Annotated in this window: 12 protein-coding genes; 4 read left to right on the top strand and 8 right to left on the bottom strand. The window is 66.7% G+C overall.

Annotated elements, in window-relative coordinates:
* The first annotated feature begins 1 nt into the window (after window position 1).
* Window positions 2-904, top strand: coding sequence for a serine/threonine protein kinase (locus ACF1B9_RS32710; RefSeq protein ID WP_391746347.1), 903 nt, complete (start codon window positions 2-4; stop codon window positions 902-904).
* A 30-nt stretch (window positions 905-934) separates the two neighbouring features.
* Here ACF1B9_RS32710 and ACF1B9_RS32715 read toward each other — a convergent pair whose 3' ends face one another.
* Window positions 935-3,694: a tetratricopeptide repeat protein gene (locus tag ACF1B9_RS32715; RefSeq protein WP_391746348.1), complete on the bottom strand. Its 2,760-nt coding sequence runs from the start codon at window positions 3,692-3,694 to the stop codon at window positions 935-937.
* A 245-nt stretch (window positions 3,695-3,939) separates the two neighbouring features.
* Here ACF1B9_RS32715 and ACF1B9_RS32720 point away from each other — a divergent pair, with 245 nt between their 5' ends.
* From ACF1B9_RS32720 to ACF1B9_RS32730, 3 genes are all read left to right on the top strand, one after another.
* Window positions 3,940-4,098, top strand: a complete 159-nt coding sequence (locus tag ACF1B9_RS32720) for a hypothetical protein (protein WP_157854403.1) — start codon at window positions 3,940-3,942, stop codon at window positions 4,096-4,098.
* Window positions 4,099-4,401: 303 nt separating this feature from the next.
* A complete protein-coding gene (locus ACF1B9_RS32725; RefSeq protein ID WP_391746349.1) occupies window positions 4,402-5,166 on the top strand; it encodes a hypothetical protein in 765 nt (254 codons plus the stop codon).
* Between the two features lie 35 nt (window positions 5,167-5,201).
* The gene (locus tag ACF1B9_RS32730) at window positions 5,202-5,438 is read left to right on the top strand and encodes a helix-turn-helix domain-containing protein (protein WP_078992515.1); all 237 of its coding nucleotides are present in this window, start codon (window positions 5,202-5,204) and stop codon (window positions 5,436-5,438) included.
* Window positions 5,439-6,453: 1,015 nt separating this feature from the next.
* On the opposite strand, the gene ACF1B9_RS32735 is transcribed toward ACF1B9_RS32730, so the two are convergent.
* The 7 genes from ACF1B9_RS32735 to ACF1B9_RS32765 form a co-directional block, all read right to left on the bottom strand.
* Window positions 6,454-7,467, bottom strand: a complete 1,014-nt coding sequence (locus tag ACF1B9_RS32735; protein WP_391746350.1) for a tyrosine-type recombinase/integrase — start codon at window positions 7,465-7,467, stop codon at window positions 6,454-6,456.
* 1,241 nt (window positions 7,468-8,708) lie between these two features.
* Entirely contained in the window at window positions 8,709-10,715 is a 2,007-nt protein-coding gene (locus ACF1B9_RS32740) for a DNA recombination protein RecN (RefSeq protein ID WP_391746351.1), read from the bottom strand.
* A gap of 5 nt (window positions 10,716-10,720) precedes the next feature.
* The gene (locus ACF1B9_RS32745; protein ID WP_391746352.1) at window positions 10,721-11,299 is read right to left on the bottom strand and encodes an ABC-three component system middle component 2; all 579 of its coding nucleotides are present in this window, start codon (window positions 11,297-11,299) and stop codon (window positions 10,721-10,723) included.
* 38 nt (window positions 11,300-11,337) lie between these two features.
* The gene (locus tag ACF1B9_RS32750; protein WP_391746353.1) at window positions 11,338-12,312 is read right to left on the bottom strand and encodes a serine/threonine protein kinase; all 975 of its coding nucleotides are present in this window, start codon (window positions 12,310-12,312) and stop codon (window positions 11,338-11,340) included.
* 613 nt (window positions 12,313-12,925) lie between these two features.
* The gene (locus ACF1B9_RS32755; RefSeq protein ID WP_391746354.1) at window positions 12,926-13,651 is read right to left on the bottom strand and encodes a hypothetical protein; all 726 of its coding nucleotides are present in this window, start codon (window positions 13,649-13,651) and stop codon (window positions 12,926-12,928) included.
* Window positions 13,652-13,695: 44 nt separating this feature from the next.
* Window positions 13,696-15,795, bottom strand: a complete 2,100-nt coding sequence (locus tag ACF1B9_RS32760) for a hypothetical protein (RefSeq protein WP_391795963.1) — start codon at window positions 15,793-15,795, stop codon at window positions 13,696-13,698.
* Window positions 15,792-16,379 (bottom strand): hypothetical protein, encoded by a 588-nt coding sequence (locus ACF1B9_RS32765; protein ID WP_391746356.1) that lies wholly within the window; start codon window positions 16,377-16,379, stop codon window positions 15,792-15,794. The genes ACF1B9_RS32760 and ACF1B9_RS32765 overlap by 4 nt, the downstream gene beginning before the upstream one ends.
* Window positions 16,380-17,095 lie beyond the last annotated feature (716 nt).

Raw genomic sequence — 17,095 nt, forward strand, 5'->3', positions numbered from 1 at the left:
CGTGAGGGAGATCGAGGAGATCGGCGATGTGGAGAGGCGCTACGAAGTGCTGGACATGGTCGGCGACGGCGGCCAAGGCGACCTTTTCCTCGGGCGTGACCGCAACAGCGGGCAGAAAGTGGCGTTGAAGCTTCAGAAGGCCCGGGACCTCGGACCCGAGAGCGATTTCCACTGGGCCGGCGATGAACTCCTCAAAGAGGGATCACGCATGATGATGCTGACGGGAATCCAGGCGATTCCCGAAGTCATCGCCACGGGGACACACCGGCGACGCCGGTGCCTGGTCATGGAATTTGTCGAAGGGCACCAACTGCAGAAGGTCCTGTCGGCGGCCCTGCCCGTTAAGGATCCTGGGACCGTTGCGGCCGTCATCGGCCAACTGTGCGAAATTCTGGCAGAAGTCCACGACCGGAATCTGGTGCACTGCGATCTCAAGCCCGAGAACGTCATCGTGCAGCCGGACGGCCGTCTCCGGCTCATTGACATGGGCCACGCGGTCGTGGCGGATCAGAAGACGGAATGCGCACGCGGCACGCGCGGCTGGGCCTCCCCCGAGCAGTCCGACGCGTGCCCGTCAGGTCTGACGCGGCAAGCGGACATCTTCGCACTCGGCTGCATCCTGCTGGAGATGACCGTGATGCGCCTGCCCTACGGCGGACAGGACGAGTGGGCGGAAGAGGGCACCCCGGTGCTGCCGGCCGACCGGCTCGCCAAATTACCCCCGGAGTTCGCCTCCCTGGCGCTGTGGATGGTCCGGTGGAAGGCGGCGGAGCGCCCTGCGGATGTCCGTGAAGTGTTCGATCGGCTCCGCTGCTACCTACCCCAGCTCGGCTCGCAACGGCCATCGAAGCCCCTGCGCCCGGACCCGACCGAGTACTACCGCACGCATCCGCCCCGGCTTTGACGGTGAGCCGACGGCCGCCGACCGGGCGGGTCACCTCAGCCCTTCCAGCCGCTCCCGGACCTCCCGCACCCCCTCACCGCCCATCAGCTCACGCAGCACGATGACTCTCTCCAGCTCCCGCACCGCCGCGTCGGTGTCGCCGGCGGACACCAGGACATCAGCGAAGAGCATCCGTACCTTGTCCTCGTTGGGCCAGTTCTCCTGTTCGCGGTAGATGTCGGAGGCCTGCCGGTACAGGGTGATGGCCTCGTCCCGTTCGGAACGGGCCAGGTGCACCTTGGCCAGGGTGAACAGCACATCGGCCAGGCCGCTGCGCTCCGTCGTGCGCTCCACCACGCCCAGAGCGTCGGCGCACCGACGGAGCGCCCGCTCGTGCTCGCCCCGGTCGAGGTGGATCGCGCCGAGGACGTTCAGAACAGCCGCTTCCCCGACCCGGTCGGACACCTCCCGACACAACTCCAGTGCACGGCAGAGCACTTCGTCCGCTCCCGTCAGGTCGTCCTGCTTGCGCAGGGTGAGCCCGAGCCGGTGCAGCGTACGGGCCAGACTCAGCCGGCCTTCCGTGCTGCGGTCCTCCTCGCTGAGCCGGACGGCCCTGCGCAGGGCGCCCACCGCCAAGTCGTACTCAGCGAGCCGCCAGTGGGTCCCTGCCAGCGACCGGTGGACCATGGCGCGATCGACCGGACCGGCGACGGTTTCCGCCGCCTCGGCGGCGTACCGGAGGTTCTGCCGCGCATCATCCAGCAGGCGGCGGCGCCACTGGTAGATGACCAGGGCCATCGGAAGCAGCCATACATACCGGTCGATACGCCGATTGATCGCCAAGTGAATGCCTCGCTGGACGGTGGCGTACTCCTTGTCCAGGAACGCCATCGCCTCCGCGAGGTCCGCGGGGTCGGTGACCCTGACCGCTCCGGGCTCGCCGGTGGGCAGGGTGCGTTCGCGGTCGAGCACCCGGTCGCAGGCGCGGACGTTGTGCAGTTGGTGTTCCAGCACCTGTCGTACGGTCGCCCGCTCGATCTCCGCGTTCTCGCCGTCCGGCACCGGCCGCACGTGCCGAAGGGCGAAGGCCCGCACGAGGTCGTGCAGCCCGTAGCGGTCGCCGTGATGTTCCACCAGGTTCGCCGCCACGAGGTCCACCAGGGCCAGGTCGGTACGCGTCCGTTCGTCCACTGCCCGTCCCAGATCCATCACCGCCTCCCAGGAAGCGCTGGGCCCGGGGTGGACGGCGAGCTGCCACAGCAGCAGCCGGGCTTCCTCATTCAGCACGCGCACGGAGCAGTTGAGGGCGGCGCGGACCGACAGTTCGTGCTCGGGCAGGTCCAGGGTGTCCAGCTTCGCCCGCTCCAGCTCCTTCTCCATCTCCCGCACCAGGGCAGGGAGGGTGTGCAGCGGACGCGCACCGACCTCCAAGAGCCGGGCCACCACCACGAGGGCCAACGGCAGCCGACCGCAGAGGTGAACCAGCTTGCTGAAGGGCACGGCGTGCTTGGTCCGGTCCTCGGCCGACACTTTCTCCTGGAGTACCTCCAGGGCGTCCGCCTCGTGCAGCGGCTCCATCTTGCGGAACAGCACCTTTCTCTCGGACTGCAGCCGCAAGAGGTCGTTACGACTGGTGACGATCACGGCGCAGGTACCGTCTCCGGGAAGCAGCGGCAGCACCTGCTGGGCGCTGCGCGCGTCGTCGAGGACGATGAGCACCGACCGGTGGGCCAGCGCCGACCGCAGCGCGTTGCTCTTGCTCTCCGTTCCGGTCACCGTGGTGTAGGGCGGCAGCGCGGCCAGAAAGCTGTCCAGGATCTCGTCCGGTTCGGCGGGCCGCACGTCTCCGTCGGCGAATCCGTTCAGTTCGCCGCGCAGCACCCCGTCGGGAAACCGCTCCCGCAGCCGACCGGCGAGGTTCTCGGCCACCGTGGTCTTCCCGACGCCCGCCATGCCGCTGATCAGGACCAGCGCCAGATTGCCGGCGTCCTGTTCCGCGCACACGGCCTCGAAGAGGTCACCGATCAGCTCGTCCTGCCCGATCGGCTTGCGCCTGCCGCCGGGCAACTGGTCGGGAACGGGGGGCAGGAGCGCCCCGCCCGGCCGGCGGCCCTCTCCCCGGACCTGGTCGATGGCGCTCTGTACATCGACGTCCGCTTTTCCGTTGCGCTCCTCCCACTTCTTGATGAGCCGCTCACGTCGGGACTCCGGCAGGTCTGCGTGGGCGAGCAGGTAGAACCGGAAGATCTGGGGCAATTCCGGCGCGCGCTCGAACCATTTCTCCGTCTCCTCGCGCAGCCATTTGACCTCCCTGGACTTGTAGGCGGCCTCCAGCCGCGCGTACACGGCGGCCATCAACTCGGCCCGTAGCTCCTCCCGACGTAAGTGGAAGCCGGTCTCGGACAGTCCGTGCAGCGGTTCGTCCTCGCCGTTCCACTCCTCCAAGGCCGCGCCGAGCAGCTCGAACTGCGCTTTGCAGGTCAGCCCCTCAGCCTGCTTCACCTTTTCGCGAAAACGGAGCAGGTCGACGTCTCCCACCGGCACGCGGAGCGTGCAGTAACCCGACTTGCCGCTATGGGGCACGCACTCCTGGCCCAGCCGCTTCCGCAGGTCGGAGACGACGCGGTTGACCAGATCGCCGACGTCCTCGACGCCCTCCCAGAGGACTTCGGCTATGTCCTTCCTCTTACATCGGCAGTCTGGCGAGGTCACCAGGAGCGCGAACAGGGCCGCCACCTTCGACCCTTCGACCACCCTCCTGCCGCCGCCCCCTTCGGCTCGCACCGGGCCCAGCACGTACCCCTCCATCGCCCTCCCCCTCACCGCACCGCAGTCAGTGATCCGGCCCCTCGCCGGCGCTCCTTCATCCGTGCGCCGCGCTGTGTCTCTTCACACGCGCTTGCTTCTTCACGCCCCCCAGGGACTCAGTTATCCCTCAGTTTTCGCTCTGCGGCCCCGCTTCACCCCCAGGCACGATGGCACCAGCCGCTCGCAGAAGCACGAAACGGCGGCTTAGTCATCCATCGACTCATCAGAGAGGAACCGCGAACCCGATGAACAGCCGTCAGCGGAACCGCCGGGCAGCCCGTCTGCGCCAGTCCCCCGACTGGCCGCCGAGCCGCCGCCGGCGGGCGGCCGTCCGGACCGAGGACACCACCCCGGCGACCCCGCCCACCGAGGCGCCGGACACCTCGTCCTCCGAGACCGCCTGAGCGCAACAGTTCGTGGGTGCCCGTTCTGTACGGGCACCCACCAGCCTCGCGAACTTCGTCACCGGCGAGTTCGCGGCCTGGCTGCCGCGCTTGTCACACGCTCGTGGTCAAAGGCGGCGTTACCTGGTCGAGAAGACCACTACCGCATGCTCACGCATCAAAGTGAGGCTGGTGGGACTCGTCTCCGCTTGACGCGGATATGAGGCGATACGTCTCCACCACAGGACACACCTCGTCCAGCATCTCGGTATCTCCAGCACCTCCGGACTCAGGTTTCCGCAGTCCGAGAGAGGACATTTCCTGATGTATCCACTGCGCAGCAGTGCGTTCGCCTCGGTGAGGCGGCACTTCGACGATCCCCGGACCAGTGACGCGGTCTTCGTGCTCGTCCCCACGCACACCGACGAGGCTGATCCGGTCTGGCTGACCGCCGCCGAGACGCACGAGGCCTTGTACGGCCCCGGCTCCGACCCTCAGTTCGCCAACGCGGTCTGGAAGGAGGTCATCCGCACGGCACAGAGCGACCTGACTCCAGACAGCACGGGGAAACTCCTGGCGATCTGGCTGGCCCTGCCCCGGTTGACGGGGACGGTCCACCGGGTCTGCACGCGCCTGCGGGCCGACCGGTCGGACGTGGAGGCCGAGATGGTCCTGGCTCTCCTGGAGAAGCTGGCGGATCGGGACGGCGCGAGCTGTCTCACCGACTCCTCTCTGCTGCACGCGGCGCGCGCCAGGGCGTGGCATCTCGCCCGGGAAGGGCTGCGGGAGCTTCCCTCCACCCAGATCGAACGCATCGCCGAGGAGCACGCTCTCACTGCGTCCGGCGAGGAGGCGGACGCTCCGGCGGAGAGCCTGGACGTACGGGTCGACCGTCCGGACGGCCCGGACGGGCTGTGCGCACCGCTGCGTTTCCGGGTGCGCCCAGAGCATCTGCGCCGACAGGGAATCTTCATCGACACCGACGACGGGCCGCAGGACCGTTCGGCGGGTCACAGCCCCGGGAAGAGGCGACGGCCCAGGCGCCGCGCGGACACCCGGCCGGTCCGACCTGCGGGGAGGCGAGGGTGAAGGACCCGGCAGAGGGCCGCCTCAGTTTCACGGAGATGTTCGACCTGCCCGTCGCAGTGGACCTGCGCACGGCGGCCCGAGCACTCGGAATCGGCTCGACGACCGCGTACCGGCTGATCCGCGAGCATGAGTTCCCCTGCCCCGTCCTCCGCATCGGACGTAGGTACAGGATTCCGACCAACGAGCTGATGCGCGCCCTGGGGATCGAGGACCGCCCGCTGTACAGCGTGGACCCGGAAGAGGACACGGACGATCCGAGCGTCGGCTTCTGACGGTAACCAACGTGCGGCTCCGTGGCATCGGCCACGGAGCCGCACGGCCCTGCCTCCTACGACGAGCCGTCGCCGCCGACGTGCGCCGCACGGTTCTCCACGGCTGCTCGGCAGTCGGAGGGCGAAGGGATGCCGCCCAAAGGGGAAGGCGCGTGGGACGCCATTCTCGCGCCGAGCGGACCCGCTGCCCCATCTCGCGAAAGCATACGGATCCGTCCTTCGTGGCCCGGTCGGGCCGCGGTCTCGGTTCCGAGGTGCGTGCGACGAGGTAGCAGCACGCGCCGCCGCTGGCGAGGTGCAGTCGGCCCACCCAAACCGGAGTCCTTGCCCCGCGCCAACGGCCCCGGTCTGCGGCCCAGGGCCGGAGAGGTCCGAGGCTGAGGCTTCCGATATTCGAGCGTCATCCGAGCGTCAAAAATCCTGCATTGCGCATCGCCACGTCGCCGCAAGACCCACGCTGGCCCTCGAACCTGCAGCTCAGAGCGTTCTGCACAAGCGAACCTCAGTCGACGCATTCCGCGAGCGGGAACAGGTCCGAAAATCGGATCATCTTAAAACCCCAGGTCAGGCGGCACTTTCGGGCCCACCCACCTGCCCGAAACCCCCTTTGAGCGTCAGACGAGCGTCAAGCGATTCCGCCTGGCCAGCACCTTAGGACCGGCCGACTAGAGACCTCACCTTTGATCGCGACAGGCACGAAGGGGTCACCGTTCCACCGGACAGCCGCCTGAGCACTGCACATAGTTTGGCGGGCGCCTGATAGCTGTCTCCCAGGTGGGCACGGCAGCCTCACCCTCTGCACGCCCCCACTGCCAGGCCAAATAGGACCCATGCACTAGCTTTGCGATCGCCGCCATACGCATTCGCACCGGCAAGCTTGCCGCCGGGAGTGCAGCCTCTCAACCTTCCTGGGACAGCCCGGCCGGCCTGAGGGGGCCCGGAACGCACCGGGCTGAGAAAGACACAGCAGTCTCCCTCGTCGCCGAGTCCGGCTACTCCACGCCTTGCCAGCGAACTACGCGACGAGACTCAGTCGAGCACCCATGCCTTCCCACGCATCAAGTACCGCTTCGTGGGCTCCGGGCTGGAGATGCGCATAGCGCTCGGTCGTCTGATAGTTCGCGTGTCCGAGCAAATGCTGAACCTCGTACAGGGAGACCCCTATCTGGACGAGCCAGGAGGCGCAGGTATGACGCATGGAGTGCGGCGAGTAACGCGGGACGAGCCGCTGATCACCGAGACTGTCGAGGTAATAGGCGCTGTCCAGAGCAGGCCACCAGATGTACCGGCGCCAGTTCCCGTCGTTCAGCGGTCGCCCGGCACGGCCCTTGGTGAGTGTGGTGAAGACCAGATCACTGGAGGCGAATCCGCGCATGTGACGTTCGAGGGCGTCGAGGACATTGGGCGGGAGCGGGACTTCGCGCCGGCTCTTCGTCGTCTTCGGGTACGGCTCGATGCCCCTGCCAGTGTTGACGTCAACGACAAGCAAGCGGGATCGATCACGGTCGACGCTGCGACAGCGGAGACCAGTGAGCTCGCCCCAACGCAGCCCGGTGTAGAAGCCCAGCAAGCACATGGTGCGCCAGGCCGACGGTAGTGAGCACAGCACGCTCTGCGCCTGGCCGGGCGTGAACCATTGCGGCGGGCGGTCCGGAAGGCGCGGCAGCGCAATATGCCGGCATGGACTGATCACAAGGAGGCCGTCATCGACGGCCGCGCTCAGCAGCGACGATGTCAGGTGGTAGGACCGTCTGACAGCGGACAGCCCCACCCCCTTGTCGGCGAGCAGGCGAATCCACGTCTGTACGTCGATGCGCTGGATGTCCCGCAGCTGCCAGTCCGCCCAGTAGGGCAGGACGTGGTTCCTCATGACGGACTCGTCGCCCAGTATCGTGCGCGGGGCGACCACCCTCGCCTTCCACCACCGTGCGTGCCATTCACGGAACCTGACCGCACTTTCCCTCGGATCCCGAGGATCACGGATGCACAGACTCGCCTCTCGCTCGACACCCCAGGCGCGGGCCTGCACCTTCAGCGGGAACGTCGCAGAAGAGCGTCTGCCCGCACCGTCCCGGACCGTAGCCTGCCAATTGCCCGAACTCAGCCTCCGCAGATACAGATGAGCTCCTTACCTAGTGGCCGCGCCAGCGGGTCAGCCCTACCATCAACCTTCGCCGAGACTGGTACGCCAGAGTCGGCCGTCTCAGGCGCCTCGTCCCTCGGATGCCATCGAAAACCACCCGGATCAGCGCGGTGGGGCACAGGGAGTTTCCGCAACTCGCTGTTCGGCTCTGCGACCTTCTCGATCGCTCCTCACACGGCTGGTGGTAGCTCTCGCCCTCTTGAGCACGTCATGTAGGAGCATCCCGACCAGATCGGCCCCTCGCACGCGACGCATATTGGGGTGGGGGTGCTCGGGGACGGTGTTGGACGGTGGTCTTACGAGCTTGGCTGGGGCGTAATGAGAACGAACGGGCCGTCGTTCACCGAGTATCGCGGGCAGGGAAGGCGCCGCGGAATGCCTGATGCGGGCACTATTGATCCTGCTGAGCTGATCAGCAGTACGAGTACCGGCGATCGCCGAGAAACGGGACTGCGGTCAGAGACGGCCCCGCTGCTGGCTGTACCGCTTCAACCGCCCAAGTCTGTGGGGACTGGACGATCTGGGCGGGCAGGGGCGCAAGGGGCGGATCACCGAGGAGGAGCGATCGAGATTCATCGCCCTGGTCAAGAGAATGCCGCCGGGGCGGCTGCGGTGGGAGCCAATCGGAGAGCTGTGGGCCTTCCGAACCGCCCGAGTGGACCCTGGATTCCCTGGCTCCGGCAGCGTGCCCGAAGGCGTCGAATTGAGCCGTTCACGGGTCCGCCGCATCCTGCCCGTTGAGAGCGCGCCTGGCGCCGCACCCGGTCCTGGACACGCTCCAAGGACCCGTAATTCGTTCCAAGAGGGCAAGGATCATCGGCTTCTACACGCGACCGCCCGACGACGCGACGGTGATCCGCGCCGGCGAGCTGGGGCAAGTAATCCCACTGGCCTTCCCGCCCGCACACGCCTGGTCGCCCGAGGGACACCGGTTCAAGTCCGAAGTCGACTGCAACTGCGGACCGTAAAACACCTGGGTCTGCGCTGGAGGAGGGCAAACCGACTGGCCAGATCTGGATCGGACAACCTGCCGAGTCGTAGCAGCGTGTCCGCCCGGGCCTAGCTCGAGGACCATCCCCGTATCCGTCAAGCCCTCATCTGCGTCGGTGCCTGCTGGCTCAACCTGGTTATTCGGGGCTGCCTTCGTCTGTAGTGGTCTCGTCGTCGATCAGACCGTACGGGGGGCGGTCCTCATTGCGGCTGTACCGGACCACAACGTTCTCTTCCACGAGCACTGGCGGGCTGTTGTCGACGATGATCACCTGGGCACCCGCCCCCTGTTCAGCCAGCCAGCTGGCTAGGTGGCGGTAGAAGTCGTCGATGGCGATCGCGTCTGCGATCACCGCGTCCCGGGTGGCGCCGTGCCCCAGGTTCTTCTGCGGGCTGTCGATCATGAGGAAGCCGGGGTGGGCGGCCGATGTTTCGACGGCCACCTCGAAGACGGCCAGCTGCCAAGCCAGGGTCAGCAATGTTCGCGCGCCGGATGATGCCTCGCGGTAGGAGTCGCCGCGTACGTGAGGAACCAGGTTCGTGTCGATCATGGGCTGGCTGAGTTTCGGGTAGCGCCACTGCCGCAGGAGGTCGCTGTACCGGCCGCTGATGCGGCCGACGACCAGGTCCCGGTCCTGTGCGGCATCTCCCAGCCGGTCGCGTTCCTCCCGCAGGCGTTCGATCTGTGCTTCCTGCCGCTCCACGAGCGCGGCGCGCTTCTCCAGGCCAGCTTGAAGCTTCGTCGCGTTCTCGGCGTGCTGGAGATGCCGGAGGACTTCCTCGCGACGGCGCTGGAGGTTGTCGCGAGCGGCGAGGAAGGGGGTGACGGTGGGCGAAGTTGCTTCGTCGACCGCGGCCGCGGCACGTTCTTCGTCGATGGCGGCGTCTTCTGCCTGGAGCTTCAACGTGGCGAGCGAGCTGTCCAGGCCCTCAATGTAGGCAGTGATCTCCTTCAGACGGGCCTTGGTGGCTCTGATCTCGGCCGCGACATTCAGCCGCCCTTCATCTGAGGAGTGCTCGGCGGTGGCGGTGCCGAGCGTCAGGTCCCCGTCGCCGTGGGGCAGCTCGCGGCTGCACAGACTGCACGAGCCGTTCTCCACCGACGGGGGAACGGGCAGCCGATTCAGGCACGCCGGGCAGGTCATGACGCTGAGGGGGTCGAACAGGCGCTGCGCTTCGGCCAGCATGTTGAGCTTGACGAGGTCGTCCGCGTACTGCGCCCGCAGCGGCATCATCCGGGTGAGTTGGGTCTCGCAGTCACGTACCACGCCGGCGGCTCGCCGGGCGCGTTCGGCAGCTTGCTGATGCTCGCGGCGCAGACGCCCGGCGAAGGTGGTCCCGGCTTGCGCCGCCTCATCGAGAGCCCGTAGCTGCTCGGTCAGCTCCCGCAGCTCGCCTTCGTACTGCTCAGCGGTCAGCGCGCCGACCGTGGGAACGTCCTGCTCGTCCACGAACGCCCGTGCTGCGGCGAGTTCGGAGCGTGCCTGGGTGAGTCGGGCGCCCAGTTCCTTGATGCGTTGCCCAAGCTCGACGGCGCGGTCGTCGTGAACGCCGAAGACGACGTCGACCACCTGCTTCAGCTTGTGCTTCTTCATGTACTCGTTCTCGAACAGGAAGTTCTTAGAGGCGATGCGCTCGTTGGGCAGGAACGCCAGGTTCATGAGGTCGCGGATACTCAGGGGGTCGGTCCGGGACTCACGGCTGGAGGGGGCCTCCCGCAGCTGAACGCCCTCGAGCTTGCAGTGCCCCAGCAGCAGAGCGGAGAGGCTCTCGGGCGCTCCCGCCGGCTCGATGGCCCTGCTCTCAGGCTTGGAGAGCGGCGGGCTGTCCAGCGTCCCCCGGCGTACGTAGGCGACCTTCGACGGCTCCCCGACGGGCCGCTCGATGACGTGCGGTTCGCCAGACAACTCGACTTCCAGTAGGCAGGAACGGACCTTCCGCAGCACCTCAGGGTGCCGGGGATGGCGCTTGCCACCGAGGCCGTAGGCGATGAACTCCAACACCGCGGTCTTGCCCGAACTGAATGCCCCGGCCACCACGGACAGGCCCCGCACCCGCTGGTCCTGCGTGAAATCGACGTCATAGTTCCGGCTGACGCCAGCAAGGCGCAGGCGCCGGATCCGGATGCCAGGCAGAGGCTGCATGGTGGTCATCCCTCCCAGGGCATGTCAGATGCCTGCGGTCCCGGTCCCAGCACGCTGAGGAGCGCGGCACCGGGACCGCCCTCTCCATCCGGCTGCAGCCACCGTGCGGTCTGTTCCCGCAGCGCCTTGTCGCTGAGCTTGCGGAGGCGACGCACGACGATGGACGCAGCAGTGGTGAACGACGCGGCGTAGGTGGCGGTGAAGCGAGACCCGAGTTCCCGACCGCGGTCGCTGATCGAATAGGCGAAGGCGCCGTTGCGGTTGTGGACCTCGCAACACCCGTAAGCCACGAGCAGTCCGAGGTCGTGCTGGATACGTTCGCGTCGACTGGTGAAGCGCTGCGAGGAGGACGCGTAGGAGAGCACCCGCGGATCGAACCCGGCCAGCCTGAGCAAATTGCCCTCCCGGCCGTCGGAATCGACGACGAGGAAGGGATTCGCCGACAGGAAGTCGTAGTAGCCGATGCGCTCCAGGCTCACCCCCTTCGCGTCCTGTCCGGCGACAGCGTCGAGAAGAAGCAACAGCTGCGCCAGCCGGAAGGTCACCTCGTCCTCCGGCATCATCACCGGCCGGTGTGCTTCCACAGCGAAACTCCTCGTAGTTCTGACAGGACAGGCGGCGGTCAGCCGTCGGAGTGCTCGGCGGCGATCTGCCGCCAGTGTTTGACCCAGCCCGCCTTGCGGTTGTCCACGAGCCGGTGGAGCAGCCCCCAGCTGTGCACCAGCTCCAGGCGGAGCGACTTCGGCAGCTTGTCGTGCTCGTTGCGTACATCCCGCCAGACACGGGTGTGGAGAGTCCGAAGCGTGTCCTCAGCCACGCATTCGTTGAACTGCATCTCCCATAGCCCGTGGAGCGTCGCATCGGCGGAACTGAGCGCCGCCACCTCCGCCGGAACATCCTTGTGCGCGATCTCGCGAGCCACCAGATCGGCATTGAAGAACTGCCTCTTGGCCGAGTCCAGCTCCACGTGGCCGGCCTCGGTCATCTGCCGAACGAACAAGGCGGAGCCAAGGGCGGCCGCCTTGTCGTCCTCGACGTCGAGTACCAGCCGAAGCTGCTCCACGGCGGCGGGGGCGGCCTGAGCGTACGTCTCGTAGAAGCCGCGACGCACGTCGTCGCCCTCGGGGCTGAGCAGCTTCTTCCTGAGGGCGGTCTCGTCCCAGAGCTGGATGACTAGGCCGTGTTCCTTCTCCCTCGCCTTCGTCCACGTGTCCCACCATGCCGTCATGGGGCCGTCCATGCTGGAAGGGATACACAGAATCCAGCTGGCGACGGTGTGACCGTTCGTGGCGGCCGCCTTCAGCACGTTGTCGAGCGAGTGCTCGACCTGCTGTACGTGCTTCTTCGTGGTGACCGGCATGAAATACTTGGACTGCCACACGGTGATCGCTCCGCCGAGGTTTCCGGCGAAGGCGTCGATACCCCAGTCGCCCGGGTTGGCAGCGATAGACCGTACGTTTGGGGTCGTCGCGGCGGCAAGCTGAGCGATCATCGTCTCGAAGTCGTCGCGGGCTCCGCCGGGGCTTCCCCCGCGGACTGCGTGCACATCGAAGCTGATCGGCTGGACACCCGCCGGCACGGCTATCGAGTCAGGCACACCCCACACCCCCTGCACCGGCGGCCGCACACAGGATGTCCCCCGTGCATCACACACCGTATCGGCGGAGCCTATCCAACGGCCGCTCGTCTGATCAAGAAGTGGAACGCCCTGCAGCCTGCGGAGCCTCAACACAAGTTCTTAGAGGTCGGAGACGAACTCGATGTCCAGGATTTCCGTGATGGCTTCGGTGAGCGCCTCCAGGCGAGCTACCGAGTAAACAGCACACGGCGCTCCTGGCCTCAAGGACGGAGTCCAGTTGCTGCCTCGCCGCCGCCACATCGCCGGGTCCTCCCAGCTGTTCACCAACCTGCACTCCGGAGGCGGTGGGCACAGCAGTGCGGTCGCGGACCGCCTCTATCCACCGGGGAGGCGGGGGCGCTGTGTACGGGTGGTCTCAGGCTGGTGGCCGTGCTGGCGGTAGGGCATCTCGTCCGGGTGTAGGTCGATGCGGGCGCGCCTCCACGCGGTGTCGAAGGTGAGGGTGCCGTTGGCTGTGCGCTTCAGGTGCCATGCGCGCCAGCTCGTGAGCGGTGCCAGCAGACATCGCCATAACGAAGTCCTCATCCGCGACGCCTGTGGCGACCGTATCTGGGCGTGCGCGTGGTGCCATTCACGTGCCGCTCGGTAGGTCGGGTGGTGCATAACCGTTAAGGAGTGCCTTAGCTTTCGCCGCGTGGTGGGGGCGCTGGGCGCTGTCCATGCCTGCTGCCAGGAGTGTGTAGAGCATGCGCTTTTGGGCGTGGTCGGGGAAGCTGGTAAGGAACTCGCGCAGGACCTCGAGGGCCTGGTGCTCGACCGTTCGCTCGTGCTCCGGGCGGTATTGCGTGAATACTTCCGCAGCCTTCGTGAAGTCCCCGACGAGCGAGGGGATCTTCGACCAGTCTGCGTCTTCGCGATCGAGCCAGCGGACCAGTAAAGCGGCTGGGTCGGAGAATTCTGCCGCGATGGCCCTCGTCTTCTGCCGGCGCAGAATGTCGACCGTTGCCTGCTTGCGCTGCGCAGAAAGGAGGGCCTCCACCGCCGCCTGGTCATCGGGAAGAAGGTCGAGGGCGAGTTCGGCGCGGTAGACAACGGGCGGCTCGGTGGGCAGTCTGCGCTCCTGGCGCAGGTGTTCTTCGATCTTGTCGTGTGCCGTTGCAGTGTCTGCCGGGTCGCAGGTGACGGATACTTCGCCGGCCGCCGTTCGCAGGGCCGTCCGGATCGCGTAGACGATCCCCGCATCTGTGTCCGGGAACGGGGGTTGGGTCAGGACGTGGGCGGTGATCCAGCAGGTGAATCCGATGCCGGGGCAGGAAGAGCTCAGTCGGGCGTCGAAGCGGGTCAGCCCGCGTCGCACCCGTCTGCGTGTGCGACGCGGGGCCCATCGAGTGAAGGGCACCGTCAGGACCTCGCGGGTGAGGACTCGTCGGGCAGGGCCGCCGCCAGTTGAGACGGCAGCCGGAGGTCCTTGCGCAATTCGATGACGGCCGCGTCGTTGGCCACGCCCGGTTCTCCGAAAATGAGAGCGGAGATAGGGGTGGAGTACAGGTGCTGCACCACGACGTCGTTGAGGATGTCGGTGACGGTCTCTTCTGGTACCTGCTCTGCCTCTCGTGCACGGGCCCATGCGACGAGGAGTGCGCGGCATTCCGTATCTACCCGGGAGTCGGCCAAGGCGACGTTCCAGCCCTCCACCAGGGCGTCCTTGACGTCAGGGTCCTGCTGGGCGGCCGCAAGCATGACTTGCAGGACATAGGGGTCGACGCTGGGATCCAGCAGGGACAGGAAAGCTCGGTGCCCAGCCAAATGCTTCTTCTCGGTGGCCCACTTGATGACCGTGCTCCATACGCGCGGCAATTGGTTTTCGCGGGAGGCGATGTCCCGTAATGCATCCTGGGCTGCCAGAACGGCCTCGTCTGTCACGGTGCGGTCGAGGATGTGCCGTAGCCGCACGAGGGACTGGCGTGGGTAGTGTTCGGCGAACTCGCCTTGGCAGACCAGAGCGACGACGGTGGCTACCGCAGGTGACGGTTCCTGGGCGGAGTCCAGCAGTAGGGAGCGGACTGCTGCGCCGAGGGTGTCGGATTCGGCGGCGATGGTGAGGACACGAGCGATCAGGTTGCGGTGCTCGGTGCTGTTGTCGCCGTTGTCGATCCAGGCGTGGATCTGGTCGATGACACGGATGTCGTTCTCGGCAATGGCCAGTTCGACAAGAAGGTCGCCGATCTCGGGTAGCCGGTCGGCTGCGAGACCTTTGGGCGCGGTGACGGTGTCGAGCCACTTCAGCAGGGGCGGGTGGATGTCGGCACGCTGCTGCCACAGGTGAAGCAGGACGGCGCGCGCATAGCCGGGCCTGTGTTCGAGGGTGACGGTCCGGCCAGTGACCTGCGCTCCCATCTTTTGAAGTCGGGTGGTCAGGTCTGGACCGGTCAAAATGGCGCGCACGTCAGTGTTCTGGGGTTCGTTCAGTAGGATCCGCGCGCCGCTTTGAATGGTGAGGGCGTCCTTCCGGTCGAGGAAGAGGGTGGAGACGAGCAGCGCCCGATCTTCTGGGTCGTCGTTGGTGTCCTTGAAGACGCGTTGGACATCGTTGTGCCATTGCTGGAACGTGCCCAGGGCGGTCCTGAGGCCCTCTGTCGTCTCGTCGGCTTCGGCGAGTACGGCGGCCAGTCGGACACCGTCGGCGGGCCGGCTGCTGTCGTTGAGGAGGTGGGCGGCCGAGCCGGTCTGTTCGGTACCCCCGGGGACGTTGCTCAGCCATCGCACTCGGTCCGGCTTGCGGTACACGGTCTCCAGGTGGGCCTTCGCCACACGGTGTGCGGACGGCCGCTTTGTTGCGCGGACGACCGCGCGGGCCATCGTGCCCGAGTCATCCGGCCACCCATGGTCGTCGGCGATCACCACCAGATACGAACCCACGTAGAGGAGTTTTTCCGCGTAGCTGAGCAGTTGTTCGGCCACATTGCCGGGGTTGGTCCATGCCGCGATCTCCGCCGCCACATCCAGCAGGTAGCCGCGACCAGGTTCGTCGGGCAGCACTGAAATATCAGGGGAACCGGGGCGCTCCCAGTCGGGGCGGATCTCCTGCAGGGTGAGGGGCTCGCCCCGAAGATCCTGCTCTCGCCGGGAGATGCCCGACAGGGCCTTGATTCCTGCCGTGCGCTTGCCGTAGCCCACCGGGCCAGCCACCACAGCCAGCCGGGGCCCCTCTTGAGCCAGGCGCTCGATCGCCTCGTCCGCGGTGCGGACCTTCTCGTCGCGGGCGCTCAAGTCCACCCAGGCCAGCTCCACCACATCCAGCTCGGCCTGAGGGATGTCCGCCACTGGTAGCTGGGGCTTGTTGTTCATCGTCACGGAACCGGCCGCCACGATGATCTTCGAGTTCTGGTTGTTCCCCACGTCCACCCGGAACCCGGGCTCCGGATTGGCGGTGGGTGGCGCAGGCGGGCCCGGCTGTGGCGGAACTGGCGGGACGGGGCCGAAGGCGTTCGTCTCGCTCACTGGCCCGCCTCCGGCGCACGGTAGTGGAACCCACCTGAGGCATTGATCGCGCCACCCGAGATGACGACCTGACTGTTCTTGTTGTGGTGCACGTTTGTCCGGGCGCCGGCACTGTCGTCCGCACCCTGGGACCGCTCCGCCAATTCCTGTAGCTCAGATGCCGCGTCAGGATGGCGCTGCAGGAAGGCCGCCAGCTGGATCATCAGCTCACCGCGCAGGCGCTCCTCTACCGCCTCCCTCTCACTGGCCGGGGAGTCGATCAGCTGCTGACGGGCGGCATCGACAAGCTGCAGCACCTGCGCAGAGCCTTGCTCCCCGTCCCGGCGCAACAGCCGTCGCACTCCCGCCCGCGCCGATTCCCATGTGCTCTTGGCCATCTCGGTGACCAGCGCGGCAGCCCCAACCCCCGCGACCTGCATGATGTCCAACCCGTTTCCCCCATGATCGTTGCGCCCGCATACCTCAGCTGCCGGCGTCCGCGGCATATTTGACACATCAGAGTCCGCGCGGGCAGCGAGGTCCGCAATCGAAAGAATTTGCCACATGCCGGAATAAGAAATTTCTACAGGTGAGGAATCGGCCACTCCGCGTGACGATATGGCGCCGAAATGCCAGTCCCAGTCGAGACGATGCAGCGCACAGGCCCAGTAGCGGGCCCGACAGTGGCGCAAGTTGGCCACAACGCACATCTGGCCGCTTGACCGGAAGTAGACAGGAAGTGGACCTACTGCGGCTAGTCGGCAGCTGGCGGCGGGGCCTGGGGTGTAACCACCGGCGGGAATGGATGAACAATCGGCTCATCAAGCCCTGCCCGATCTACGGCCCCCTCTCCGTTCAAGGGCTCTCAGGGGGACCACCGGCAACACGGTCGCCAGTGACACGGTGCAGGTGCCTCAGGCACGGCAGCCCTCCAGGCCCATGACAGCTTGGGGCCAGCCCCCTGCTCCTCCAGTACTCACGTACGGCACCTTGATCAATTGGGGTCAGCGCGCAATCTCTTGAGTTTCCTGCACCGCTGGTGCCGCGGGCGTGCGGCCCGGTCTGGGAGACATTCGAAACGAGCGCCCACAACCGCGAGCGGGAACAAATATCCGTCTCATCAATCTGCGCTGAACCGCACTCGCGTCAGCTCTTCGTCATCCAGCATTGCTCCATGGACATGGTCGACTTGGGTGCGATCGCAGCCCTCCTCTCCGCTCCCACTGCCTTAGCCTTGATCCACCGATTCGGTGTCTGTGGATAACTCTTCTTGGAACGAGGAAGTGCCTTGTGACCTGCGATGATGGGAGTTCTTCAGGCT

Origin of the sequence: Streptomyces sp. NPDC014727 (assembly GCF_043083485.1) — a bacterium.
Taxonomy (GTDB): Bacteria; Actinomycetota; Actinomycetes; order Streptomycetales; family Streptomycetaceae; genus Streptomyces.